20 protein-coding genes are annotated in these 25,555 nt (G+C 65.3%); 11 read left to right on the top strand and 9 right to left on the bottom strand.

Translation table 11 applies throughout. The features are described from left to right. Positions 1-69: 69 nt before the first annotated feature. Entirely contained in the window at positions 70-2,829 is a 2,760-nt protein-coding gene (locus tag ACGHJ7_RS06225) for a [protein-PII] uridylyltransferase (RefSeq protein WP_390475487.1), read from the bottom strand. Beyond that, on the bottom strand, positions 2,826-4,523 hold the full coding sequence (locus ACGHJ7_RS06230; RefSeq protein ID WP_390475488.1) for a class I adenylate-forming enzyme family protein: 1,698 nt from the start codon (positions 4,521-4,523) through the stop codon (positions 2,826-2,828). The genes ACGHJ7_RS06225 and ACGHJ7_RS06230 overlap by 4 nt, the downstream gene beginning before the upstream one ends. 162 nt (positions 4,524-4,685) lie before the next feature. On the opposite strand from ACGHJ7_RS06230, the gene lgt reads away from it, so the two are divergent. The 3 genes from lgt to ACGHJ7_RS06245 all read left to right on the top strand — a co-directional run bounded on the left by lgt (position 4,686) and on the right by ACGHJ7_RS06245 (position 7,158). Then, positions 4,686-5,525, top strand: a complete 840-nt coding sequence (lgt, locus tag ACGHJ7_RS06235) for a prolipoprotein diacylglyceryl transferase (protein ID WP_390475489.1) — start codon at positions 4,686-4,688, stop codon at positions 5,523-5,525. Positions 5,526-5,555: 30 nt separating this feature from the next. After that, positions 5,556-6,620 (top strand): class I SAM-dependent methyltransferase, encoded by a 1,065-nt coding sequence (locus tag ACGHJ7_RS06240; protein WP_390475492.1) that lies wholly within the window; start codon positions 5,556-5,558, stop codon positions 6,618-6,620. A 97-nt stretch (positions 6,621-6,717) separates the two neighbouring features. After that, a complete protein-coding gene (locus tag ACGHJ7_RS06245; protein ID WP_390475494.1) occupies positions 6,718-7,158 on the top strand; it encodes a DUF2147 domain-containing protein in 441 nt (146 codons plus the stop codon). Positions 7,159-7,173: 15 nt separating this feature from the next. Here the strand turns inward: ACGHJ7_RS06245 and ACGHJ7_RS06250 are convergent, their stop codons facing one another. Genes ACGHJ7_RS06250 through ACGHJ7_RS06260 form a run of 3 tightly spaced genes read right to left on the bottom strand, consistent with a single transcriptional unit; the run spans position 7,174 to position 11,037 of the window. Then, complete coding sequence (locus ACGHJ7_RS06250) at positions 7,174-8,742, bottom strand: ABC transporter permease/substrate-binding protein (RefSeq protein WP_390475496.1); 1,569 nt, start codon at positions 8,740-8,742, stop codon at positions 7,174-7,176. After that, entirely contained in the window at positions 8,735-9,502 is a 768-nt protein-coding gene (locus ACGHJ7_RS06255; RefSeq protein ID WP_390475498.1) for an ATP-binding cassette domain-containing protein, read from the bottom strand. Before ACGHJ7_RS06255 ends, ACGHJ7_RS06250 begins: the two co-directional genes overlap by 8 nt. Continuing rightward, positions 9,499-11,037, bottom strand: a complete 1,539-nt coding sequence (locus tag ACGHJ7_RS06260) for a sensor histidine kinase (protein ID WP_390475500.1) — start codon at positions 11,035-11,037, stop codon at positions 9,499-9,501. Before ACGHJ7_RS06260 ends, ACGHJ7_RS06255 begins: the two co-directional genes overlap by 4 nt. A 184-nt stretch (positions 11,038-11,221) precedes the next feature. On the opposite strand from ACGHJ7_RS06260, the gene ACGHJ7_RS06265 reads away from it, so the two are divergent. The 6 genes from ACGHJ7_RS06265 to ACGHJ7_RS06290 all read left to right on the top strand — a co-directional run bounded on the left by ACGHJ7_RS06265 (position 11,222) and on the right by ACGHJ7_RS06290 (position 17,305). After that, positions 11,222-12,388 carry an isovaleryl-CoA dehydrogenase gene (locus tag ACGHJ7_RS06265; RefSeq protein WP_390475501.1) on the top strand — a complete coding sequence of 389 codons (1,167 nt, stop codon included), beginning with the start codon at positions 11,222-11,224 and terminating at the stop codon, positions 12,386-12,388. Then, positions 12,385-13,995: a carboxyl transferase domain-containing protein gene (locus ACGHJ7_RS06270; RefSeq protein ID WP_390475503.1), complete on the top strand. Its 1,611-nt coding sequence runs from the start codon at positions 12,385-12,387 to the stop codon at positions 13,993-13,995. The genes ACGHJ7_RS06265 and ACGHJ7_RS06270 overlap by 4 nt, the downstream gene beginning before the upstream one ends. Positions 13,996-14,579: 584 nt before the next feature. Continuing rightward, complete coding sequence (locus ACGHJ7_RS06275; protein ID WP_390475505.1) at positions 14,580-15,206, top strand: 1-acyl-sn-glycerol-3-phosphate acyltransferase; 627 nt, start codon at positions 14,580-14,582, stop codon at positions 15,204-15,206. Then, positions 15,203-16,009: a DUF1295 domain-containing protein gene (locus ACGHJ7_RS06280; RefSeq protein ID WP_390475507.1), complete on the top strand. Its 807-nt coding sequence runs from the start codon at positions 15,203-15,205 to the stop codon at positions 16,007-16,009. The genes ACGHJ7_RS06275 and ACGHJ7_RS06280 overlap by 4 nt, the downstream gene beginning before the upstream one ends. Positions 16,010-16,104: 95 nt before the next feature. Next, positions 16,105-16,560 (top strand): hypothetical protein, encoded by a 456-nt coding sequence (locus tag ACGHJ7_RS06285; protein WP_390475509.1) that lies wholly within the window; start codon positions 16,105-16,107, stop codon positions 16,558-16,560. A 112-nt stretch (positions 16,561-16,672) separates the two neighbouring features. Continuing rightward, entirely contained in the window at positions 16,673-17,305 is a 633-nt protein-coding gene (locus tag ACGHJ7_RS06290; protein WP_390475511.1) for a hypothetical protein, read from the top strand. Positions 17,306-17,331: 26 nt separating this feature from the next. Here the strand turns inward: ACGHJ7_RS06290 and ACGHJ7_RS06295 are convergent, their stop codons facing one another. Genes ACGHJ7_RS06295 through gyrB form a run of 4 tightly spaced genes read right to left on the bottom strand, consistent with a single transcriptional unit; the run spans position 17,332 to position 22,977 of the window. Then, complete coding sequence (locus tag ACGHJ7_RS06295; protein WP_390475512.1) at positions 17,332-18,525, bottom strand: NAD(P)/FAD-dependent oxidoreductase; 1,194 nt, start codon at positions 18,523-18,525, stop codon at positions 17,332-17,334. 13 nt (positions 18,526-18,538) lie between these two features. Then, complete coding sequence (locus tag ACGHJ7_RS06300; RefSeq protein ID WP_390475514.1) at positions 18,539-19,645, bottom strand: AI-2E family transporter; 1,107 nt, start codon at positions 19,643-19,645, stop codon at positions 18,539-18,541. After that, complete coding sequence (locus ACGHJ7_RS06305; protein WP_390475517.1) at positions 19,642-20,406, bottom strand: M50 family metallopeptidase; 765 nt, start codon at positions 20,404-20,406, stop codon at positions 19,642-19,644. Before ACGHJ7_RS06305 ends, ACGHJ7_RS06300 begins: the two co-directional genes overlap by 4 nt. 15 nt (positions 20,407-20,421) lie before the next feature. Continuing rightward, positions 20,422-22,977 carry a DNA topoisomerase (ATP-hydrolyzing) subunit B gene (gyrB, locus tag ACGHJ7_RS06310; RefSeq protein ID WP_390475518.1) on the bottom strand — a complete coding sequence of 852 codons (2,556 nt, stop codon included), beginning with the start codon at positions 22,975-22,977 and terminating at the stop codon, positions 20,422-20,424. A gap of 123 nt (positions 22,978-23,100) precedes the next feature. On the opposite strand from gyrB, the gene ACGHJ7_RS06315 reads away from it, so the two are divergent. Continuing rightward, entirely contained in the window at positions 23,101-23,805 is a 705-nt protein-coding gene (locus ACGHJ7_RS06315) for a ZIP family metal transporter (protein WP_390475520.1), read from the top strand. Between the two features lie 58 nt (positions 23,806-23,863). Further along, entirely contained in the window at positions 23,864-25,423 is a 1,560-nt protein-coding gene (locus tag ACGHJ7_RS06320) for a class I adenylate-forming enzyme family protein (protein ID WP_390475523.1), read from the top strand. Positions 25,424-25,555: the final 132 nt, after the last annotated feature.

Genomic DNA, 25,555 nt, shown 5'->3' on the forward strand with positions numbered 1-25,555 from the left:
CCGGTTATGGCCGTTTTGCATCACTTGATTGCGCCTGGACCCGGCGAGGGGACACGACCTGTCCGGCGGTCAGGCGTCTTCGAGTTCCGCCTGTCGCTCGTCGCTGGCGGCGTCCTCCAGCGCGGTGGCAATACTGCCTTGCCGCTGTGCGTCAACGATCTTTCCGCCGGTCAGGTCGGTCACATAAAACGTGTCGGCCACCCGCTCGCCATAGGCGGTGATGTGCGCGGAATGGATGATGACCTGCGCCTCGAACAGGGCGCGGCCCAGGCGGTTGAGCAGGGCGGGCCGGTCGCGCGCGTGGACCTCTATCACGGTGAACCGGTTGGACGCCTCGTTATCGAACACGACGCGCGGTTTCACATCGAAAGCGCGCGCCCGCGTGCGGGGCAGGGGGCGGGCGGCCAGTTTGGGCACCAGTTCGCCGCGATTGGCAATGGCGTCGCGGATCGAGGACTTGATCCGTTCCAGCTGCTCCGCCTCCCGGAAAGGACGCCCGATCGGGTCCTGCACCAGGAAATTGTCGATCGCCCAGCCATTGCGGGTGGTGTGGATGCGGGCATCGATGATGTTGCCGCCGGCGAGGTGAATGCCGCCCGCGATGCGGGTGAAGAGGCCGGGGTGGTCGGCAGCGATGACCGTGACCAGCGTCGCGCCGCGTTCCTCGTCCCATTCGCAGTGGATCGAGAGATCGTGACCCAGTTCGCGCGCGGCGAAATACTGGACAACGTTTCGGGCGATGACGTCCGGCGGTTCGGCGATCCAGTAGGCATCGTCGAGCAGGCGTTCGTCGTCGGTCAGCAGGTTAGCCCGGTCGCCCAACGCCTCGCGCACCGCACCGCGCTTCGCCTCGACCCGCTCGGCGCGGTAATTGCGGGTATGGCCGAGACGCAGGCGTTCGTGCGCCAGGTCGTAAAGCTCGCCCAGCAGCTGCCCTTTCCAGTCGTTCCACACACCCGGCCCGACCGCGCGGATGTCCACGCTGGTCAGGATGGCCAGCTGGCGCAGGCGTTCGAGGCTCTGCACCTCGGCAACGAAGTCCTCCACCGTCTTGGGGTCGGACAGGTCACGCTTGAACGCGGTATTGCTCATCAGCAGGTGCTGCAGGACCAGCCAACTGACAAGCTCCGTCTCCGTTTCGTCGAGGCCGAAGCGCGGGCACAATTCCTCCGCCACCACGGCGCCGAGTTCCGAGTGGTCGCCCCCGCGCCCCTTGGCGATATCGTGCAGCAGGGCTGCGACATAGGCGACGCGCCGCGATTGCAACTTGTGGATCTGGACGCTGGAGCGGGGGTGGTCGTCTTCCAGCTTGCCCTGTTCGATTTTCGCCAGGAAGCCGATGGCGCGGATCGTGTGTTCGTCCACCGTGTAATGGTGATACATGTTGAACTGCATCTGCGCGTTGACGCGGCCGAAATCGGGCACGAAGCGGCCGAACACGCCCGCCTCGTTCATCCAGCGCAGGGCGGTTTCGGGATCGTTGCGGCCGCACAGGACGTCGAGGAACAGGGCGTTGGCGCGCGGGTCCTCGCGCACGTCGTCCTTGATCAGCGATGCGTCGCGGCCTGCCTGCCGCATGGTGCGCGGGTCGACTTCCAGCCCCTCGCGCTCCGCAATGGCGAACAGTTCGATCAGCCGCACGGGATCGGCGCGGAACCAGTCGTCGGTGGGCGCGGCGATGCGTCCGCCGAAAACGGTGAAGCCCTTCACCTGCCGCTTCCTAGGCTGGAAGCCCGCCAGCAGCCCGCGGCGCGCACGTTTCTGCGCGAATTGCTCGTCCAGCTGGGCAAGGAACACGCCCGTGAGCGAGCCGACCCGTTTCGCCTGCAGGAAATACATCTGCATGAACCGCTCGACCGCGCTCTTGCCCTTGCGGTCGGCGAAATTCATCCGTTCCGCGACTGTCTTCTGCAAGTCGAAGGTCAGGCGGTCCTCGGCCCGATCGGTGACCGTGTGCAGGTGACAGCGCACCGCCAGCAGGAAGCTTTCCGCCCGCCGGAACGACCGGTATTCCTGTGCCCGCAGCAAGCCGCTGTCGACCAGTTCGGCGGCAGTGCGTGCGCGGTGGATGTATTTCCCGATCCAGTAGAGCGCCTGCAGGTCGCGCAGACCGCCCTTGCCCTCTTTCACATTGGGTTCGACGACATAGCGGCTGTTGCCGGTGCGATTATGCCGTGCCCCGCGCTCGGCCAGCTTCTCGGCGACGAACTGCTTCTCGCTCCCGCTCACCACTTCGGCGAAGAAGCGGGAGCGCACCTCGTCAAATAGCGGGCGGTCGCCCCAGACATAGCGCCCCTCCAGCAGGGCGGTGCGGATTGTCAGGTCCTCGCGCGCCATCTTCACGACATCATCCGGGGTGCGGCTGGAATGCCCGATCTTCAGGCCCAGGTCCCAGAACAGGTAAAGCATCGCCTCGATCACCTGCTCGCACCACGGTGCCTTGCGCGTGGGGGTGAGGAAGGCGATGTCGACATCGCTGTGGGGGGCCATCTCGCCCCGCCCGTAACCGCCGACCGCCATCAGCGACAGGCGCTCCCCCTTCGACCGGTTGCCCGGCGGATGGAGGTGGGTGGTGACGTAATCGTGGATCACCCGGACGAGCTGGTCGATCAGGAAGGCATGGCCGGCTGTGATCTCGTGACCCGCGCTGGGCTTTTCCTCCAGCCGGGTCGACAGTTCCGCCCGCCCGCTTTCCAGCGCGGCGCGCAGGGCTGCCAGCACGTCCGCCCGCGCGGAATCGTCGGCGGCACGCACCATCCTGCCGATATCGGCATCCAGTGCGCGGCGGTCGATGATGGCGCGCTGGCGGGGGACGCGTTGCAGGCTCACCCGTCCAGGTACACCTTGGTGTATTTTTCGCGCAGGGCGCGCTTGTCGACCTTCTGCGTGCCGAGGCGGGGCAGGGTCTCGGTCTCTTCCCAATAGACTGCCGGCTGCTTGAACGGGGCTAGGCGTCCGTCGAGGTGCTGGCGCAGATCGTCCTCGGTCACGCTCTGGCCGTCCTTGGCAAGATAGACCGCACCCACGATCTCGCCATAGCGTTCGTCCGGCAGGCCGAACACGCTGCATTCCGCGATGGCGGGATGGGCGTAGATCGCATCCTCCACCTCGATGCAGGTGATGTTCTCGCCGCCGCGGATGATGATGTCCTTCTTCCGGTCGACGATGTAGAGATAATCGTCCTCGTCGAGGCGGCCAAGGTCACCGGTGCGGAAATACATGTCGTCGGTGAAGGCAGCCTTCGTCGCCTCGTCATTGTTCCAGTAGCCGAGGAAATTGCAGACCGAGCGGATGCAGACCTCGCCGATGCCGCCCTGCGCGACCGGCTTGCCCGCATCGTCGAGGATGGCGAGGTCGACCAGCGGACGGCTGGCCTTGCCGGTGCTGTTCGGCTTGGCGAGGTAATTCTCGTTGAAATTGCCGCAGCCCACGCCGTTCGTCTCGGTCAGGCCGTAGCCCAGCAGCGGGAAGCCGCCAGGAAATTTCTTCTTGATCTTCTCGACATGCTCGACCGGGCGGGGCGATCCGCCGGCGGCGAAGCTGGTGCAGGTCGAGGTGTCGTACTGGTCCGCCTTCGGATGGGTTGCCAGTTCGTAGCTCATCAGCGGCACGCCGACGAAATAGGTCACCTTGTGTTTCTCGATCAGGCGCAGCGCCTCTTCCGCGTCCCATTTCGGCATCAGCACCAGCTTGCGCGCAATGACGAAGCTCTGCAGCAGGACGGGCACTTCGCCGGTCACGTGGAACAGCGGCACGGTAATCAGCGCGCAGGGCTGGGTGCCTTCGGCGGGGGCATCGCCGGTGCTCTGGAGATACGCCAGCGCCATGGCCGATTGCAGGGCATAGCTCATCACCCCGTGAACGACGCCGCGATGGTCGGAATATGCGCCCTTGGACCGGCCGGTGGAACCCGACGTGTAGAGCAGCGTCGCATAATCGTCCGCTTCCACGTCCAGGAACATCCGCTCACCCGGATCGGCCCATGCCTCGGCAAGGCCTTCCGCCGGCGTAACCCCGTGCTTGAACAGAACGATCTTCGCGCCGTGGTCGATCCCGTCGAGCCGTGCGGCGCGGCCCCTGTCGGCAAAGACCAGCTTGCAATCGACGAGGTCGATCGCGTCGGCCAGTTCCTCACCGCTGGAAAAACCGTTCAGCAGCGTCGCGCAGCCGCCGGCCATCACGATGCCCATGTAAAGCACGATCCAGTTCGCCGAATTGCGCGCGGCGATACCGACGCGGTCGCCCTTCACCACGCCATGCGTATCCTGCAGCCCGGCTGCCACCTGCCGCGCGGCGGCGTAGGTCTGGGCGAAGGTCAGCTCCACCTCGCCATCGACGAGGAAGGTCAGGTCGCGGTGTTCGTTGCAGAAATGCGCGAAAAGGTGGGAAAGGCTGGGAGGCGCGCCCTTCAGCGAAGGCATCTCGACGCCGCTGCGGACGAAGGTCGCCGTCTCGCCCGGTTGGCCGGGGGCGGTGATCTTGTCCATGATCGCATCGAGGGTCTGGTCGAGCTGGGTGGGCATTGCGTGTCTCTCTCCTTGTCGTTTTCTCCGGCGCAATCGTCCCGACGGGGTTCCCCGGAAACCCGCTGTGTGCCAAGGCACAGGCAATTGTCATGGACGAAGTCGCGCCGTTATCTGCCGCGCTTCTAAGGGGTTTACGACGTGCTGTCACTATTGGCCGCTATGGCTTCCGATCCGATCCGCTGGGCCGAACTGGGCCTGCAACCGGGTATCGACCTCGGATTTTTCACCCTGCGCTTCTATTCGCTGGCCTACCTGCTGGGCATCATCTTCGCCTATTGGCACCTGTCGAAGATGATAAAGGCGCCCGGCGCACCGCTGGCGCAAAACCATGCGGACGACCTGTTCTTCTGGTGCACGATCGGCGTAATTCTGGGCGGCAGGCTGGGCTATGCGACGTTCTACCAGCCGGAATTGTGGTTGACCCCGCTGGAAATCCTGAAGCTGTGGACCGGCGGGATGAGCTTCCATGGCGGGCTTGTCGGCGTGCTGGTCGCGATCGCCTATGTTTCGTGGCGCGGAAAGCTCAGCTTTCTGCGGGTATGCGATTATATCGCGGTCAACGTGCCGATGGGGATGCTGCTCGGCCGTCTCGCCAATTTCGTGAACGGAGAGCTGTGGGGACGCCAGACCGATGTCGCCTGGGGCATGATCTTCCCCGGCGGCGGCGAAGTGGTGCGTCATCCCAGCCAGCTTTACCAGGCGACGTTCGAAGGGCTGGTCCTGCTGGTCATCCTGCTGTTGCTGTTCTGGCAGACCCGCGCGCGCTGGCGGCCCGGCCTGCTGGTCGGCGTGTTCACGCTGGGCATGGGGCTGGCGCGTTTCTTCAACGAATTCTTCCGCCAACCGGACGAACAGCTTGCCGATTTCGCCGCGCGTACCGGCCTGTCGATGGGCCAGTGGCTGACCATTCCGCTGATCCTGATCGGCCTGTTCTTCGTCGTGCGCGCCTTCATGAAGCCTGCAATGGGCGCCGCGCGGCCTGCCAAGCAGGCAGCCTGACGCTGCTAGAAAGCGGGCAGGCAGGCAGGCATGGCAGGGAGCAGCGAAGAGACAGGCGATCTGGGCGCAATCTTCCGCCGCCTGATCCGCAATACCGGCCCCATTTCGCTCACCCAGTACATGGGCGAAAGCAATGCCCGCTATTACGCCTCGCGCGATCCGCTGGGGCGGGCGGGCGATTTCGTCACCGCTCCGGAAATCAGCCAGATGTTCGGCGAACTGATCGGCCTGTGGCTCGCCGATATCTGGATACAGTCGGGGCGCGAATATCCGGTCCATTACGTGGAACTGGGAGCGGGCCGCGGCACGCTGGCCAAGGACGCGCTTCGCGCCATGCGCCGGTACGGGCTGGAGCCGGCGGTCCATTTCGTGGAAGGTTCGTCGTCACTCAAGGAACTGCAGCAGGAGGCCGTGCCCGGCGCGCTGTGGCATGACGACCTGTCCACCCTGCCGGCGGACGATCCCCTGCTTGTGGTCGGCAACGAGTTTCTCGACGCGCTGCCCATTCGCCAGATGGTGAAGACGGCGAGCGGCTGGCGAGAGCGGGAAATCGGCCTGGAGGGGGACGATTTCGTCTTCGTGGCAGGCCAGCGCCCGATGGATGTCGCCGTGCCGGAGGACTGGCGCGCAAGCGAGGATCAGACGATCCTGGAAACATCCCCGGCGCAGGCAGCGGTGATGTACGAACTGGCCGGAAGGCTGGCAGAGCAGGGCGGGGCCGCGCTGCTGGTCGACTACGGGCATTTGAGCCTGCAGGCTGGTTCGACATTGCAGGCCGTGAAGGACCACCGGAAGGTCGACCCGCTGGCCCATCCCGGCAGCGCGGACCTGACGGCGCTGGTCGAATTCGGAACGCTGGCCCGTATCGCCCAGTCGCGCGATGTCCGCTGGATCGGGACCGTGGAGCAGGGCGCATGGTTGCAGGCGCTCGGCATCGATGCGCGTACGCGGGCGCTGTGCAAGGCCGCGCCCCACCTCGCGGACGATATCCGCACGGCGCGCGGCAGGTTGGTGGAACCGGACCAGATGGGCAGCCTGTTCAAGGTGATGGGCCTGGCCGGCCGCGGCTGGCACGGCGGGGCCGGCTTCGCGTAGCAGGGCGGCCGAGCGCCTCTCCGGTTCGGCGCAGGTTCACGCGTCGGCTGGCACCTTGGCGCCACGTTACGCGTTGAAGCCCCGACGCAGTTCCGAAATGGAGAGAACCGCAATGCCGCACCGCTTCCTGTTTGCCGCCATGGCCGCCGGCGCCGCTGCCATCGCCGCACCTGCCGCCGCCGCCGATCCGATTACCGGCAAGTGGGTGACGGAGGAACGCGACGCCGTCGTCACCGTCGGCAAGTGCGGCACAACCTATTGCGGGCGGCTGAGCAAGTATCTCGTCACGCCCGAAGGCGGCGCGGACCAGCGCGATATCTACAATCCCGATCCGAAATTGCGCAAACGCAAGCTGCTGGGCTCGGCCCTGCTGTCGGGTTTCCGCGAGGACGGCGATGTCTGGCGCGGCACGATCTACGACCCGCGCAACGGGAAGAGCTATCGCAGCGTGGTCCGCCGGAAGAGCGCGAACGTGCTGGAAGTGAAGGGCTGTATCGGTCCGTTCTGCCAGACCCAGCTCTGGCGCAAGGCAGGGTAGGACTGCTGCGCAGCTTCAGGGCTGCGGTGCCGGCTCGAGATTCCGGGCAAGTTCGCGCGCTGCCTCGGCCGGAGTGCGCTTTTTCGCATCGGTCCGGTCGACCGACAGATTGGCCGCGCGCATGGCCTCCACGTCTATCGCGCCCACCAGCGGGCTTATCGCCTCCACCAGCGCAGGATCGGTTTTCGCCTCCGGGCTTAGCAGGATGATCGCGTCGTAGTTGGGGAAGGCGCCGCTGGGATCGTCCAGGATCGTCAGGTCATCCGCCGCGATCCTACCGTCGGAGGTATAGGCCCCGATCACGTCGGCCTCGCCCGATTGCAGGGCATTGTACATGAAAGTGGGCGAGAAATTGCGGGTGGCAGCAAATTGCAGGCCATAGGTATCGCGCACCGCGATCCATTCGGGCCGTTCGAAGAACTCGGGATCGCCGCCGATCGTCATCTGCCGCGACGCCCCCGCAAGATCGGCAATGGAGGCGATGCCGCGCGCCTCTGCCAGGTCGCTGCGCAGCGCCAGGCCATAGGCGTTCTCGAACCCCAGTCGGCCCAGCACTTCCACCCCGCTCGTCTCCGTCTCCCACGCCGCGATTTCGCGCAGCATGGTGTCGCGGTCGGGATTGTCGGTGCGGTTCATCTGGTTGGCCCAGATGGTGCCGGTGTAGTCGACCAGCACGTCGATCTCGCCGCTGGACACAGCGCTGTGCGCGACGGCGGAACCCAGCCCGTCGCGGTAGGATACGCTGAAGCCTTCGCTTTCCAGCCGCTGGCCGATCAGGCGGGCAAGGATGTATTGCTCGGAAAATCTCTTCGCCCCTATCGTCACGCTGTCGTCGTCCTGCGACCCGCCGAACAGGGCCGCGCCAAGCAGCACCCAGGCAGAAGCCGCGATCCCCAGCAGGGCGATGCCGATCCCGCTCCACACGAACAGCCGCTTCCCTTGCGCGAATCCGCGCTCGACCAGGCCCAGCAGCCCATCGGCGACCAGCGCCAGCCCGGCGGAGGCAAGGCAGCCTGCCAGTACCAGCGTCCAGTTCTGGGTCTGCAGCCCGGCGAAGATCGGGTCCCCCAGCGATGGCTGGCCGATGGTCGTCGACAGGGTGGCGGCGCCGATGGTCCAGACCGCGGCGGTGCGGATCCCGGCCATGACATAGGGCGCGGCGAGCGGGGCCTCCACCAGCCGCAATTTCTGCCAGCCGGTCATGCCGACACCGTCCGCCGCCTCCAGCACGCCGGGGGCCATATGTTCGCGCGCGGTGACCGCGTTCCTCAGGATCGGCAGCAGGGCATAGAGCGCAAGGGCCAGCAGCGCGGGCAGGAAGCCGAGCGTGGGGAGGCCTTCGCCGAACACGGCGCGGAGCGAAAGGAGGATGGGGAAGAACAGGGCCAGCAGGGCCAGCGCGGGCACGGTCTGGACGAGGCTTGCAAAGCCCAGCGACAGGCGCGCAATCGCGGCGTTGCGGCTGGCCCACACCGCCAGCGGCAGGGCAACGAGAATGCCCAAAGCAATGGCGCAGGCGGCCAGCACGACATGGGCGGCCAGCTTGTCCCCGAGGGTGGTCAGCGCGGCAAGCACGTCACCCACTTTCCAGCTCCGCCAGCCGCTCTGCCTGGTGCCGCGGCACGGCAACCAGTTGCTGCGCCGCGTCCCCGCCCTTGCCGGCGAGCAGCGAGCGAGGCGTTTCGTCGGCGACGATGCGGCCCGCTTCCATCACCAGCACCCGGTCGGCCAGCAGCAGGGCCTCTGCCATGTCGTGCGTGACCATGACCGTGGTGAGGCCCAGATGCGCATGGAGGGCGCGCACCCGTTCTCCCAGCGCGTCGCGCGTGACGGGGTCGAGCGCGCCAAAGGGTTCGTCCATCAGCAGCAGTTCGGGGTTTCCGGCCAGCGCGCGCGCCACGCCGATGCGCTGGCGCTGCCCGCCCGACAGTTCGGACGGCATCCGCCCGGCATAGCCTGCGTCCAGTTCCACCATGTCCAGCAATTCGCCGATCCGATCCTGGCCAAGCCTGGCCCCGGCCAGCCTGGGGCCGATGCCGATATTGCGGGCGACATCCATGTGCGGGAACAGGCCGATCGACTGGAAGACATAGCCGATCCTGCGGCGCAGGGCCGGGGCAGGCAGGCCGGAGACGTCCTCGCCGCCCAGCAGGACGCGGCCCGATGTCGGTTCGACCAGCCGGTTGACCGTTTTAAGCAGGGTCGACTTGCCCGATCCCGATGCGCCGACCAGTGCGACGAAGGCGCCATGCGCGATGTCCAGCGTTACGGTATCGACCGCGACGACGGCGTCATAGCATTTGCGGACAGCATCGAACCGGAGGAAGGCAGGCCCTTCGCTCAAATCGCCAGCGATTTGGCAGGGATGGACAGGCGCACTTTCAGGCCGTCCTTGCCCCACTCGCGCTCCATCGATCCGTCCAGCTGCGACTTGACGCTCATGTCGAGCAGGGTGGAGCCGAAACCGCTGCGTTCGGGCACCTTGCCGCCCGGCGCGCCGGTCTCGTTCCAGTCGATCAGCACGGTATCGCCGCGTTCCGCCAGCGAAATGGTGACGCGCCCTTCCTCACGCGAAAGCGCGCCGTATTTCGCAGAATTGGTTGCCAGTTCGTGGAAGATCAGGGCCAGCGGGGTTGCCGCCCGCTTGCCCAGTTTGACCGTCACGCCGGACACCTCGACCTGCTTGCCTTCGCCAATGCCATAGGGGGCCATCAGCACGTTCAGCAGGCCGCGCAGTTCGTTGCCCTTCTCGCTGCCCAGCGGGCGAACGAAGTCGTGCGCCCGGCCCAGCGCGCGGATCGCTTCGCCCAGTTCCTCGGCAAAGTCCTTCAGTTCGGGCCGGTTGCGCGCACGCAGCAGGACGAGGCCGGATACGACGGCGAAGATGTTCTTGATCCGGTGCGACAATTCGCGGGCCAGCAGGTCCCGGCTTTCCGACAGGCGGTGGCCGTCGTCGATATCGGTCAGCGTGCCGAACCACTGCGTCACATCGCCCGCGCTGTCATGTACGGGGACGCCGCGACCGATCATCCAGCGCCACGTCCCATCGGAGCGGCGGACCCGGAATTCCTGTTCGAAGGGCTGGCCGCTCGCCAGCGCTTCGTCCCACGCATCGACATAGGCCTCCTGGTCGTCCGAATGAAAGACGGAGCGTGCTGTCTCGTTGTCGGGCGGCGTGCTGTGGTCCAGCCCGGTATATTCGTACCAGCGCTGGTTGAAGAAATCGACTTCCCCTTCCGCATTGGCGGCCCATGCGATGTCGGGAATGGAATCGGCCAATGCGCCCAGCTTTTCCTGGCTGCGCTGCAATTCGGCATCGCGCACGAGGTCGCGCCTGCGCGCATGGAGCCGCCGCATGACGGCATCGCGCAGAACCTTCAGGCCCTGCTCCTGAATTTCGGTCAGGCCGTCGGGGCGCGGGGTGCTGTCGAAAATGCACAGCGCGCCCACCGGCGCACCTTCGCTGGTGATCAGCGGAGCGCCTGCGTAGAACCGGATCTTCGGCGCGCCTGTGACCAGCGCGTTGTCGGCGAAGCGGGGATCTTCCTTCGCATCTGGCACGACCATGATCGTATCGCCCAGCATGGCATGACCGCAGAAGCTGACCGAGCGATCCGTTTCGCGTTCCTCTATCCCGTCGCGGGCGAGGAACCACTGTCGCCGTTCCTCCAGGATGGAGACGGTGGATGTGGGGGCATCGCACAGTTTTGCGGCAAACCGCACGATTCGCTGAAGCTCGTCGTCATCCTCCAGCACGTCGAGCCCGAACCCCGCCAGGAGCGGCAGGCGCACGGCATCCTCCTGTTTTGCAGGATCGGGCGCCGTATCTTGCGGCCACGGTGCGGTCGGTATCATCATCACGCCTGAAGAATCCTTCATTCATCGCGGCATACAGGATTGGCGGTAATGGGCAAGATGCCCCGATTGATCCTTATAAAAAGCTTCGCGATTTTAACAAGTTATCCTTTGATAATGGCGCGAGGTTTGCGCGCGCTGCGTGCCTTGCTATGCGCAGGCGCAACAAACACGGCCATCGTCATGGCCGGTATCCCCAGGAGAGACCATGCGCGCGACCCCCGATTTCGATTTCCAGCTCGGCGAAACCGCCGACATGATCCGCGAGACCACAGGCCGCTTCGCCGACGAGGTCATCGCCCCGCTGGCGGAGAAGATCGACCGCGAGGACTGGTTCCCGCGCGAATTGTGGGAGCAGATGGGCGAGCTGGGCCTGCACGGCATCACGGTCGAGGAAGAGTTCGGAGGGCTTGGGCTCGGCTATCTCGAGCACGTGATCGCGTGCGAGGAAATCGGCCGCGTCAGCGCGTCGGTCGCGCTCAGCTACGGCGCGCATTCCAACCTGTGCATCAACCAGATCCGCCGTTGGGGCAATGACGAGCAGAAGCGCAAATACCTGCCCAAACTCATCAGCGGCGAACATGTCGGCAGCCTCGCCATGTCGGAAGCGGCTGCAGGGTCCGACGTAGTCTCGATGAAGCTGAAGGCGCAAGGCGTGCAGGGCGGCTACCTCCTGAATGGTACCAAGTTCTGGATCACCAATGCGCCCGAGGCGGACACGCTGGTCGTCTATGCCAAGACCGATCCCGAGGGCGGGTCGAAAGGCATCACGGCCTTCCTGATCGAGAAGGGCATGAAGGGCTTCTCCATCGGCCAGAAGATCGAGAAAATGGGCAATCGCGGCTCTCCCACGGCAGAGCTGGTGTTCGACGATTGCGAGGTGCCGGAGGAGAACGTGATGGGCCCGCTGCATGGCGGCGTCGCGGTGCTGATGAGTGGTCTCGATTACGAGCGCATCGTGCTGTCGGGCGGCCCGCTGGGGCTGATGCAGGGCTGCCTCGACACAGTCCTGCCCTATGTCCGCGAGCGCAAGCAGTTCGGCAAGCCCATCGGCAGCTTCCAGCTGATGCAGGCCAAGGTGGCGGACATGTATGTCAGCCTCCAGCAGGCGCGCAGCTATGTCTATAACGTCGCGAAGGCAGCGGATGCCGGGCAGACGACGCGGTTCGATGCGGCAGGCGCGCTGCTCAACGCGTCGGAACGCGCGGTCGAGCTGTCGAACCAGGCGGTGCAGGCGCTGGGCGGGGCGGGCTACACCACCGACTGGCCGGTCGAACGGTTCTATCGCGATGCAAAGCTGCTCGACATCGGCGCGGGCACGAACGAGATCCGCCGCATGCTGATCGGCCGCGAACTGATCGGGGCGGCGGGGTGAGCGCACCCGTTCTCACCTCGACGCTCGATCGCGAGGCACCCGATGCCAAGGCGCGTTTCGAGCACAATAAGTCGCTGGCAGCCGACCTGCGCTTCACCGTCGCAGCTGCGGCTCTGGGTGGCTCGGAAGGCAGCCGTGAGCGGCATGTCGGGCGAGGCAAGCTGTTGCCGCGCGAGCGCGTCGAGCGGTTGCTCGATCCTGGCAGTCCTTTCCTCGAGATCGGCCAGCTTGCCGCAAATGGCATGTACGGCAAGGACGAGATCAACGGTGCGGGGCTGATCGCGGGGGTCGGGCGCGTGTCGGGGCGGCAGGTCATGATCGTGTGCAACGATGCCACGGTGAAGGGCGGCACCTACTATCCGATGACGGTCAAGAAGCATCTGCGCGCACAGGAGATTGCGCAGGAGAACCGGCTGCCCTGCATCTATCTCGTCGACAGTGGCGGGGCGAACCTGCCGCACCAGGCCGAGGTCTTTCCCGACCGCGACCATTTCGGGCGCATCTTCTTCAACCAGGCCAATATGAGCGCGCTCGGCATCCCGCAGATCGCCTGCGTGATGGGCAGCTGCACGGCGGGCGGGGCCTATGTGCCTGCCATGTCCGACGAGACGGTGATCGTGCGTAACCAGGGCACCATCTTCCTTGCCGGACCGCCACTGGTAAAGGCCGCGACGGGCGAGGAAATCAGCGCCGAGGACCTCGGCGGCGGCGACCTCCATGCCAAGAAATCGGGCGTGGTCGATCACCTCGCCGAGAACGACGAGCACGCGCTCACCATCGTGCGCGATATCGTCAGCCATCTAGGCGACAACCACGCGGCGGCGAAGGACATCGACCTGCACGACCCACGCCCGCCTAGGTTCGATGCCGACGACCTCTATGCGATCGTGCCCGAAGACGTGCGTGCGCCTTACGACGTGAAGGAAATCATCGCGCGGCTGGTCGACGGCAGCGAGTTTCACGAGTTCAAGCAGCATTACGGCAGCACGCTGGTCTGCGGCTTCGCCCACATCTGGGGCATGCCGGTGGCGATCCTCGCCAATAATGGCGTGCTGTTTTCCGAGAGCGCACAGAAGGGCGCGCATTTCATCGAGCTCGCGCAGCAACGCCGCATCCCGCTGCTGTTCCTGCAGAACATCTCGGGCTTCATGGTCGGCGGGAAATACGAGGCGGAAGGCATCGCCAAGCACGGCGCGAAGCTGGTGACGGCAGTGGCCACCGCCACCGTGCCCAAGGTCACCGTGGTGATCGGCGGCAGCTTCGGCGCGGGCAATTACGGCATGTGCGGCCGCGCCTATTCCCCGCGCTTCCTGTTCACCTGGCCCAATGCGCGGATCAGCGTGATGGGCGGCGAGCAGGCGGCATCCGTCCTCGCCACCGTCCACCGCGACGCGGATAGCTGGACCGAGGAGCAGGCCGAGGAGTTCAAGGCCCCGATCCGCCAGAAATACGAGGACGAGGGCAACCCCTATTACGCCACCGCCCGCCTGTGGGACGACGGCGTGATCGACCCGGCGCAGACCCGCGACGTGCTGGGACTCGCCTTCGCCGCGACGCTTGAGGCCCCCATTCCGGAGCGTCCGCAATTCGGCGTCTTCCGGATGTGATGGTCACTATTGTTGATTTTTTCGCGTCTAAAACGATAGTCGCGCTCGCTACGTTTGGAACGCTGTTCGCTCTCGGCCTTCAAGTTGCACGATACCTCTCGCGGCGAATCGATTGGATCTTCGCCAGAAGTTCGATCCTATTTGCCAATCGGTCTCGTAAGAATCTTTACTACTCGGCTATTGTTGGTCGTCGCTATCTCTATGACTCTTCCGGCCTCGCAAAGGCTTTGCATCACTATGTGAATATAGTGATGTTTGGATTGTTACCTACCTTCATGGGAGCGGCGTACCCTTTTTTGACTAGCTTGACTGTAAAGGTGATGGGGCCAAATCTATACTTGGATACACTGGAAGGGTTGCTTGCCGTTGGGCTGTTTTTTTCAGGGATGTGGATAATTTCGCGAGCCACTCTTACGCTCGTTACTCAACTTGAATGGATGGCGTACCCTGAGACAACCAGAAGTGAGTTTCTGCGTCGAGCATCGATTCTTCGAAGAAGGCTCCGCAAAAAATAGTTCGGCAGCTTGGACAAATTTTCGCATTCCCTATCGTAACTGCTAGGGCAGTGTTTCGGGGGAGAGAGAATGTCTGACAGGCCGCGCCGAAAGCCGTCGATCCTGTCGCGTATCGTGCGGCGCATTATCTGGTGGATCTATCGTTTCCAGGGCTGGAAAATCGATAGCGGGCTGCCCGATATTCCGAAATTCGTGATCGCGGGCGCGCCCCATACCTCGAACTGGGACTTCGTGTTCTTCACGGGCGCCACGGCGGAAGAAGGCATCGCACCCAGCTTCATGGGCAAGCACACGCTGTTCACCGGTTTCATGAAGAACTTCATGTATGACATGGGCGGCGTGCCCGTGGACCGGACGCGGCGCGCCAACTACGTCGAACAGGTGGCAGACGCGTTCGCTGCGGCGGACCACCTCGCCCTCGTCATAGCGGCGGAGGGCACCCGCTCGTCAGACGGGGAATGGAAATCGGGGTTCTGGCATATCGCGCGCGCCGCCGAGGTGCCGGTCGTGGTGGCATGGGTATCGTGGGACAGCCGCACCCTGGGCTTCAGCGAACCGATCTGGCCCCGCGACGATTATGCTGCGGACCTTGGCCGGATTGCCGACTTCCTACGGTCGAAGCGCCCCGAATACGAGCGCTACAAGGTGCTGGAGGCGCAGGCCGAACGCTTGAGGATAGAAGGGGAGACGACATGATCGATGCGCTGCTGCTGAATGCCGCGATACTGGTGGGGATCGTGCTGGTCCTGTGGGCCCTGTCCGTCGCAATCGACGACGTGTCGTTCATCGACGCCTTCTGGGGCGCCGGGATGGCGGTCATGGCCATTACCAGCTGGCTCCAATTGCCGGACCGCGGACCTGCGGCGAACCTCCTGCTCGCCATGACCTGCGCATGGGGCTTTCGCCTCGGCATCTATCTCTTCGCGCGCTGGTGGAAGGACGGGGAAGACCAGCGATACAAGCGCATGATGCGAAAGGCGCGCGAGAAAGGACGCGCCGCCTTCGCCCTGTCGGCCCTGTTCAAGATATGGCTGGGGCAGGCGCTGCTGCTGTTCCTGGTGTCCAGCCCGGCACAGGTCGGCATCCTCGCCGCCGGGAACGACAGCGGGATTACCGGCCTCGCATGGGCAGGCCTTGCCCTGTTCCTGGTCGGCATCTTCTTCGAATGGGTCGGGGACTGGCAATTGCAGCGGTTCAAGTCGAACCGCGACAACGAGGGCGAAATCCTCGATACCGGCCTGTGGCGCTACACCCGGCATCCGAACTATTTCGGCGACGCCTGCGCGTGGTGGGGTATCTGGCTGGTGACCGCCTCGGTTGGCTGGGAATGGGCGCTCTACACGATTGCCGGTCCGATCTTCCTGACCTTCACCCTGACGAAGTGGTCGGGCGCCGCCCTGCTGGAAAGCGGCATGAAGAAGAAGCGCGGCGGGAAGTACGAAGACTACATCGAACGGACCAGCGCCTTCATCCCGTGGCCTCCGAAGGAAGCAGGCTGAGCTTTTCCTGTGCATCCACTTTCGCACGGTTTGCCTGAAACTTTGGGCCCGGCTGGCCGTTGGTCAGGCAATCACTTGCAACAGAGGATACCTGAATGAAAACCCTGACACGCCTTGGCCTTGCCGCCCCGCTCGCCCTTGCCCTTGCCGCATGCGGCGGCGCCGAAACGGACGAGCGGGTGGTCGATGACGGCACGACTGCCGGCGTCGATGTCGATGTTCCGGAAGTGGACGTCGAATATCCCGAAGTGCCCGTCGATGCGCGTGGCACCGTCGATTACCAGCGCACCTACACCAATGCGGACAGCGCAGGCGGCGCGTCCTCGATCACGCTCGGCGCGAACGACAGCTATACCATGGTCGGCGCCGACGGGACGGAGACGACCGGCACGTTCAACTGGTATTCGGACAACAGCCGCATCCTGATCCGCGAGAACGGCGAAAGCCAGGTCTACGCGGTCGCCGATGGCGCGCTCTACCGCCTGGCGGACGAGAATGCCGATCCCAATGGCGCACGCGATGCCGGCACGACCTACATGGCCGCCCAGTAAGCGGGCGCCGCTCCTTTCGGGGAGACGGTAGAAAGGGCCGCCGGTTCGTTCCGGCGGCCCTTTTCTTATGCCGCATCGCCGCCTAGATCGGCGGCATGACAGAGGATGGACAATGAACGCGCCGATGAACGATGCAGGCGAGCGCGCGCACCTGGTCGCGCAGGCGCTGGAACTGACGCGGACGGAAGGCAAGGTAGTGACCCGCGCCGATCTTGCCCGGGCAACGGGTTCTTCCCGCAGCAAGATCGACCGGTCCTTCCCGGAAGAGGACATGCTGTTCGACGGCGTGGCGGAGGCGTTCTACCAGCCCCAGATAGAGGTCATGGAGAAGGTCGTCGACAGCGATCTGCCACCGCGCCGCAAGCTCTATGAATTCATCGCCCGCCGCTACCTGATGCTGCGCGACGATTTCCGCCGCGATCCGGCCGGTTTCCGCGCCTTGTGCGAAGCGGGCTCGGACGCGGCCGAGCGAGTCAGAGGCTATGTCGACCTTGCCGACCATTACCTCGCCATGATCGTTGCCGAGGCTCAGGGCGAAGGTGCTCTGCCCGGCCTCAAGATCGACGAGGCGCTTTCGGTCATCAACCAGATGGTGCTGTGCTATACCATGCCCGACATGATCGCCCTGATCGACCAGCGGCTGAGCGAGCGGAAGCTGGCCCGGATCGTCGACACGATCTTCGACGGCCTGTCCGGCAGGGATGGCGGCGCGGCGCCTGTCGCGGGACTGCGCGCGGCGGACTGAGCCGCCGCGACTGGTGCGCCCGGGGCCTAGAGGTCCTGCGCCGCGGCCCAGGCCGATGCCCACGCCCACTGGAAATTGTAGCCGCCCAGCCAGCCGGTGACGTCCACCGCCTCGCCGATGGCATAAAGGCCGGGCACCGATTTCGCCTCCATCGTGCGGGACGACAATTCGCCGGTGCTGATGCCGCCTGCGGTCACTTCCGCCTTGGCATAGCCTTCCGTGCCGTTCGGCATGAATTGCCAGCGTTTCAGCCTCTCGCCCGCCTGGCGTAGTGCCTTGTCCGAAAGGCCCTGCAGCGGGCCGGACAGGCCCAGCCGTTCGGCCAGCACGCGGGCGAGGCGTTCCGGCAGGTGTTCGCGAAAGAGCGCCGCGATATCGGTCTGGCTGGCCTGCTGCTTGCGCTCCAGCAGCCAGTCCGCGCGTTCGTCCGGGAAGAAATCGACCGCCACCGGCTCGCCGTGCTGCCAGTAGCTGGAGGCCTGCAGCATGGCCGGGCCGGACAGGCCGCGATGGGTCAGCAGCGCCGCCTCGCGAAACGACGCGCCGGTCTTGCCCTTGCCGGCAGAGGCGACGACCTCGGCGGATACGCCCGACAATTCGCGGAACAGCACGTCTTCCCCGCCGAGGGTAAAGGGCACGAGGGCGGGTCGGGGCTGCACGATCTTCAGCCCGAACCGCCGCGCCAGGGTGTAGGCAAAATCGCTCGCCCCCATCTTCGGGATGGACGGTCCGCCGGTGGCGATGACCAGACGGTCCGCGGTCAGCGCGCGGCCATTCGCCATGACCGCGAACCGTCCGCCGTCCTGCACCACCTCGGTGACGTCCTGCCCGGTCATGATCTCGGCCGCGCCGCCATCCTTTGCCGCACCGCATTCGGCCATCAGCATGTCGACGATCTGTTTCGACGGGCCGTCGCAGAACAGCTGGCCCAGCGTCTTTTCATGCCAGGCGATCCCGTGCGCTTCCACAAGCGCCAGGAAGTCGCGCGGGCGATAGCGGCTGAGCGCGGATTTCGCAAAGTGCGGATTGGCCGACAGGTAATGCTGCGGGCCTGCGCCGATATTAGTGAAATTGCACCGGCCTCCGCCGGAGATCAGGATCTTGCGGCCGACCTTGTCCGCTTTCTCCAGCACGGCGACGCGGCGCCCGCGCTGGGCCGCCTGCGCGGCGCAGAACAGGCCTGCCGCGCCTCCGCCCAGGATGATGGCATCGTAGGACATGGCCCGGCTGCGCTCAGCGATCCCCGGGTTCCAGCGGTACGGAATGGACCTCGCCGTTGGACAGTTCGCGATATTCGCGCAGCACTGTCCAGCCGGCAATGAACAGTCCGGCGACCAGCGGGCCGATCACGATGCCCGACAGACCGAACGTGGCCAGCCCGCCCAGCGTCGTCAGCAGGACCACCCAGTCGGGAATCCCCGTGTCGCGCCCCACCAGGATCGGGCGCAGCAGATTGTCCGCCATGCCGATCACGAACACGCCGGAGGCCAGCACGACCAACCCCTCCCAGATGCTGCCCGTGGCCAATAGCCAGATGGCCGCCGGGCCCCACACGATGGCGGGACCGATGGCCGGCAGCAGCGAGAACATGCCCATCAGCACCGCGAACAGGACGACGGACGGAAGGCCCACGATCCAGAAGGTCAGCCCGCCGAGAATGCCCTGCACTATGCCGACGACAAACGTGCCCTTGATTGTCGCGCGCACGATGTTGAGGAAGCGCTCGCCCAGCCGCTCTGCAATGTCGTGATCGACCGGCATGGCGCGCAGGATTTCTCCGCCCAGCCGCGTGCCGTCGCGCAGCAGGAAATACATGACATACAGCATGACGCCGAGCGCGAGGAACCAGCCGAGCGCGCTGCCGCCGATGGACACGGCCTGCCGCGCAATCAGCCCGGCGCTTTCCGCGACCAGTTGCTGCAGGCGGTCCTGGATTTCGGCGAGATTGGTCAGGCCGCTGCTTTCCAGCTGGGCCTGCATTCCTTCGGGCAGGGCTGCGATGATGTCGCGGAACCAGCCGACGATGTCGATGCGCCCTTCGCGAAAGGCGACGACGATGCGCGCCGCCTCGCGCACGACGACGCTGCCGACCCACAGCGCCGGTAACAGCACGGCAAACAGGATGACCACCAGCGCTGCCGCCGCCGCGCGGTTCGGATAGGTCGGCATTCGGGCCAGCATCCAGTCGTAGAGCGGGCGGAAGATGATCGCCGCCATCGCCGCCCACAGCAGGGGCGAGATGAACGGCCAGACGATATAGACCAGGCCCGCCGTCAGCAGGAGCAGCAGCAGGACGAAGCCGCCCTGTTCGATATCGATGATGCGTTCGCGGTGGTTCATGGCCGTCTCTTCACTCTGCGCGGCGTCCAGTCGCTGGGGGTCCGCCGGTCCGACAATGCATAGCGCAGGCTGGCCCCGATCATGAGCGCGGCCAGCGCGATGATGCCGATGGCCCAGACCCAGTGCGGCAGCAGCAAGGCAGCCTCCAGCTGGCCGGTGTCGGACAGCATCGTGCCGCCTCCGATATCGGCCTGTTCCATCAGCAGGTAATCCCACTGCGCGAACATGGACAGCGCCGCCTGCAGGCCCAGCAATTGCAGGGCGAAACGGTCGAGCCACGGCGTGCCTTTCAGACCGATCGCGACGAGGGCGGTCGCAATCAGCGGTAGGACAATCCAGCCGGTCAACCCGTCGACCCAGATGACGGTCGACAACGCGATGGCAGCGGCCAGCAGGAACAGGGCCGGTTTCCACGCGCGCGGATGGGCCGAGGCGATGATCAGCAGGGAACCGATAATGGCGGGGCCGATGGGACCGGCCGCGCTGATGGCCGCTTCCTTCAGCCGCGTGCCGCGCAGGGGGCCGTAGGATTCGGCAACCCCCGACCCGTCGGGGAAAAGGACCAGCCGCTCGAAATCGTAACCCACCATGACCGCCGCCATGCCGTGGCCCATTTCATGGAACCAGGTCGACAGGATCATGAAGGGGTAGAGCACCAGATTGCCGAGCGGCAGCAGCGGCAGCACGATCAGGATCGCGCCCGCCAGAACCAGCGCCTTGATATGCTCTTCCCGAGAATGGATGGCCGGCGTCAGGCCCACATTCGTCCCGCAGGATCAGACATCCAGGTTCGCCACGTTCAGCGCATTGTCCTGGATGAATTCGCGGCGCGGTTCGACAACGTCGCCCATCAGGCGGGTGAAGATCTCGTCGGTCACGTCGGCATCCTCGACCTTCACCTGCAGCAGCACGCGGTGATCGGGATCGAGCGTGGTCTCCCACAGCTGCTCCGCGTTCATCTCGCCCAGACCCTTGTAGCGGGCGATGGACAGGCCCTTGCGGCCCGCGGCCAGCACGGCATCGAGCAGCTGCGTCGGGCGCGTGATGGCATCGTCGTCGGTGAAGGACGGGCTTTCACTGTCGACTTCTTCGTTGCTTTCGGGATCGGGAGCGGCGGTTTCCCCGCTGGAAGACCGCACGAGGCGCGCAGCGGTGTCGTAGTTGTCCGCTTGCTCCTGAGCGACGGCGTGCAGCTTGCGCGCCTCGGCGCTGTCGAGGAACTTCGCCTCGATCAGGTGGACGTCGGTCACGCCGCGCCAAAGGCGTTCGAACCGCACCCCGCCGTCATCGGTCACCGAGGCGGTCCATTCCGCCTCCAGATCGCCCATGTTCAGGCGCCGTGCGGCCTTTTCCATCGCTGCGGCACTGGCCGTGCCTTCGGGGTCGAGGACGCCGGCGAGCGCCATTTCCTCAATGATCTTGTCGCTGTACTTGCGCGGGGCGAAGGCGATCAAATTGCGCATCCTCAGGCCGTGCTCGACCAGCGCGCGCAGGTCGTCCCCGGCGCGCTGCGTGCTGCCGTCGTCCAGCATGCGCCCCTGCAGGCCGCCGTCGATCAGGTAACGGTCCAGCTCGCGGTCGTCCTTCAGATAGACTTCGCTGCGGCCCTTGGCGACCTTGTAGAGCGGCGGTTGAGCGATGAAAAGATGCCCGGCCTTCACGATGTCCGGCATTTGCCGGTGGAAGAAGGTCAGCAGCAACGTGCGGATATGCGCGCCGTCGACATCGGCGTCGGTCATGATCACGATCTTGTGATAGCGCAGCTTTTCAAGGTTGAATTCGTCGCGCAGGCCGGTCCCCATCGCCTGGATCAGCGTGCCCACTTCCTTGGACGAGATGATCCGGTCGAACCGGGCGCGTTCCACGTTCAGGATCTTGCCCTTGAGCGGAAGGATGGCCTGCGTCTTGCGGTCGCGGGCCTGCTTCGCGCTGCCCCCTGCCGAATCGCCCTCCACCAGGAACAGCTCGCAATTGGCGGGATTGCGGTCCTGGCAATCGGCCAGCTTGCCGGGCAGGCTGGCGACACTCATCGCGCCCTTGCGGCTCATCTCGCGGGCGCGGCGCGCAGCCTCGCGGGCGGCAGCGGCGTCGATGATCTTCTGGATAATGGCCTTCGCGTCGGCCGGGTTTTCCTCCAGCCATTCGGTCATTTTCTCGCCCATCAGCGATTCCAGCGGCTGGCGCACTTCGGAAGAGACCAGCTTGTCCTTCGTCTGGCTGCCGAACTTGGGATCGGGCAGCTTGACGCTGACGATGGCGGTCAGGCCTTCGCGCATGTCCTCGCCCGACAGGCTGACCTTTTCCTTCTTCATCAGCCCGCTGGTGGTCGCATAATTGTTCAGCGTGCGGGTCAGCGCGGAGCGGAAGGCCGCGAGGTGCGTACCGCCATCGCGCTGCGGAATATTGTTCGTGAAGGTGAGGACGTTCTCGTAATAGCTGTCGTTCCATTCCAGCGCGACGTCGATACCGATGCCGTCCTTCTCCGCGGAAACGGAGATCGGCTCGGAAATCAGCGGCTGCTTGTTGCGGTCGAGATATTTGACGAAGGCCGCGATGCCGCCTTCGTAGAACAGGTCGTGCTCCAGCGCTTCCTCGGGCCGGTTGTCGCGCAGCAGTATGCGCACGCCGGAATTGAGGAAGGCCAGCTCGCGGTACCGGTGCTCCAGCTTGTCGAAATCGAACTCGGTCACGTTCTTGAACGTGTCGTGGCTCGGCATGAAGGTGACGCGGGTCCCCTTCTTGAAGCCATTGTCGTCGGGGTTCTGTTCAACCTTCGGGGCATCGCCGGTGACTTCGAGGCTCTTTACCGCGTCGCCGTCCTCGAACCGCATCTCGTGGACCTTGCCGTCGCGCCAGATGGTTAGTTCCAGCCATTGCGACAGGGCGTTCACCACCGACACGCCCACGCCGTGCAGACCGCCCGACACCTTGTAGGCATTGTCGTCGGAGGTGTTCTCGAACTTCCCGCCGGCGTGCAGCTGGGTCATGATAACCTCCGCCGCCGACACGCCTTCTTCCTTGTGCATGTCGACCGGGATGCCGCGGCCATTGTCCTCGACCGAGACGCTGCCATCGGGGTTGAGCTCGATCAGCACCAGGTCGCAGTGACCGGCCAGCGCCTCGTCGATGGCGTTGTCCGACACCTCGAACACCATGTGGTGCAGGCCGCTGCCGTCGTCGGTGTCGCCGATATACATGCCGGGCCGCTTGCGCACGGCGTCCAGCCCTTTCAGAACCTTGATGGAATCGGCGCCGTATTCGCCCATCCGCTTCGCCCCGTTATCGGGAGTGGCGGCTGCGTTTTCCGGCTGCTGGGAAGTGTTTTCGTCCATCCCCTGCATATAGTCGCAGACGGGCGGAATCCCAAGCAATAGGCGGCATTTTGCCAGCTATTTTCCACCGCCCGAATTTCCCCCTGCCTGCAACCCTTTCGCGGGGCCGTGCGTTCGCGCTTCATGGTAATGATGCTGGTCGTGGTGGGGGTGGTGTCGGGCGCGCTGGTCGCCGGGGCGGCATGGGGCGTCTTCGGGCGGATGAAGCCTGCCACGGAAGGGTTCCTGATCGCGCTGGCGGGCGGGGCGTTGCTGGTATCCGTGGTGAGCGAGCTGGTCGAACCCAGTATCGAGGCAGGCTCCGTCTGGATCGCGATGGCCGGGCTTGCCGCAGGCGCAATCGTGTTTTCGCTGCTCGACTATTTCGTCGACGAGAAATGGGGCAGCGATTCAGGCGGCGGCCTGCTGGCGGCCATTACACTGGACGGTGTGCCGGAGAACCTGGCGCTGGGCGTCGCGCTGATCGGCGCTGGCCCGGCGGAAGTCGCAGCGCTCGCCGGGTCCATCCTGCTCTCCAACCTGCCCGAGGCGGCCGGCGGCGCACGGGAAATGGCGAGCGGAGGGCGTTCGCGCGGGCGGGTCATCGCCCTGTGGATCGCGACCGCTATGCTCCTGTCCGCAGCAGCCGTCGTGGGGAATGTCGCCCTTGCCGGTGCGGGCGACGAAACGCTGGCCGCCATCCGCTGCTTTGCCGCAGGGGCGGTGGTCGCCAGCCTCGCGACGGAGGTGTTTCCCAAGGCCTTCCGCGAAGACCGGCACTGGGCCGGCGTCGCGACGGCGCTGGGGGTAATCCTCGCCTTCGCCCTCGGCTCCCTTTCCGGAGGCTGAGGCGGCGCAAGGCCTGCGTGCTCTCGACACGGGGTCGGTGCGCCCTAAAAGAAAGCGCATGACCGATCACGACATCGCCGGACAGGCATTCCTCGAAAAGCCCTTCCATTCCTTCAGCGAAATGCTGGGTTTCTGGGTCAGACGCCAGCCGGACGCGATTGCCCTGCGCGATACCTCGGCAGAGCTGAGCTGGTCCGCGATGCATGCCCTGATAGAACGCATTGCAGCGCGCCTGGTCGAAACCGGCCTGGAGCGCGGGCAGTCGGTCGCCATCCTCGGCACGTCGGGCGTTCCCTATGCGCTCGTCTTCCTCGCCGCGGTGCGCGCGGGCGGGGTGGCGGCCCCGCTCACCACCAGCGCCAGCCCGCAGCAGCTGGAGGGCATGGCCAGCGATTCGGGCGCGGCGCACCTGTTCATCGACCGGGCCAAGCTTGGTGAACTGGGCGAGGATTTCATGCCCGGCCTGCAGCGCATCGTGCTGGACGAGGAACTGGACGCCTGGATGGCGCCCGAAGGGACTGCGGCCCCGCCAGTCACGCCGGAGAAATCGGACCCCTTCAACATCATCTATTCCAGCGGCACGACCGGTACGCCGAAGGGGATCGTTCATTCGCACGCCATGCGCTGGACGCAGTTCGCGGCTACGGGTCTGTCCTACCTGAAGGCCGGCGTCGATCCCGTCAGCCTTGCCTCCACGCCGCTTTATTCCAACACCACCATGGTCGCCTTCCTCCCCATCCTGCTGGCCGGCGGGACGGTGAACATCATGGGCAAGTTCAAGACGGTGGACTGGCTCGCCACCGCGCAGCGGTTTGGCGTCGCCATCACGATGCTGGTGCCGGTGCAATACCAGCGGCTGATGGACGAACCGCGCCTGGACGAATTCGACCTGTCCGCGCTGAAGCTGAAATATTGCACCAGCGCACCGTTCCCCGCCGCGCTGAAGCGACAGGTGCTGGACAGGATGCCCGGCGCCCTGATCGAGATTTATTCCATGACCGAAGGCGGCGTCGTCTGCCTGCTGCAGGCGCATGAATTCCCGGACAAGCTGCATACGGTGGGCCGCCCTGCGCCCGGCAGCGAGCTGATGGTGCTGGACGACGACGACCGGCCCGTACCCGCAGGCGAGCCGGGCAACCTGATCGGACGCTCCCAGACGATGATGGCGGGATACAAGAACCAGCCCGAAAAAACGCGCGAGGGATACTGGATCGATCCCGCATCGGGCGAGGTCTGGCAGCGCATGGGCGATATCGGGCGGGTCGATGCCGACGGCTTCGTGGAGCTGGTCGGCCGCGCGAAGGACATGATCATTTCCGGCGGCTTCAACATCTTCCCCAGCGACCTGGAGGCGGAACTGGAAAAGGATCCGCGCGTGGCGGAGGCGGCCGTGATCGGCGTGCCCAGCCCGCAATGGGGCGAAACGCCGCTGGGCTTCGTCCGGCTGGAGGCAGGTGTGAGCCGGGACGAGGTTGCCGATATCCTTGCCGGCGTGAACGGCAATGTCGGCAAGACGCAGCGCCTGTCGGGCCTTCATGCCATCGACGAGATGCCGCGCAGCCATATCGGCAAGCTGCTGAAGACCGAATTGCGGGACATGGCGGACCGGCGGGCCTGATCGAATCATGCCCGGCTGTCTTTGCGCGGCTTTCGCGCATGGTCCGCCGGTCTTGGGGGAGGGGGGTATACCGGCGGACCACACGCTATCGCCCCTTCATGAGGGGCGGCGACCCGGAAGGACCGGGTAAGG

The sequence above is a fragment of the Altererythrobacter sp. MTPC7 genome, from assembly GCF_042851395.1.
Lineage (GTDB): Bacteria > Pseudomonadota > Alphaproteobacteria > Sphingomonadales > Sphingomonadaceae > CAJXSN01.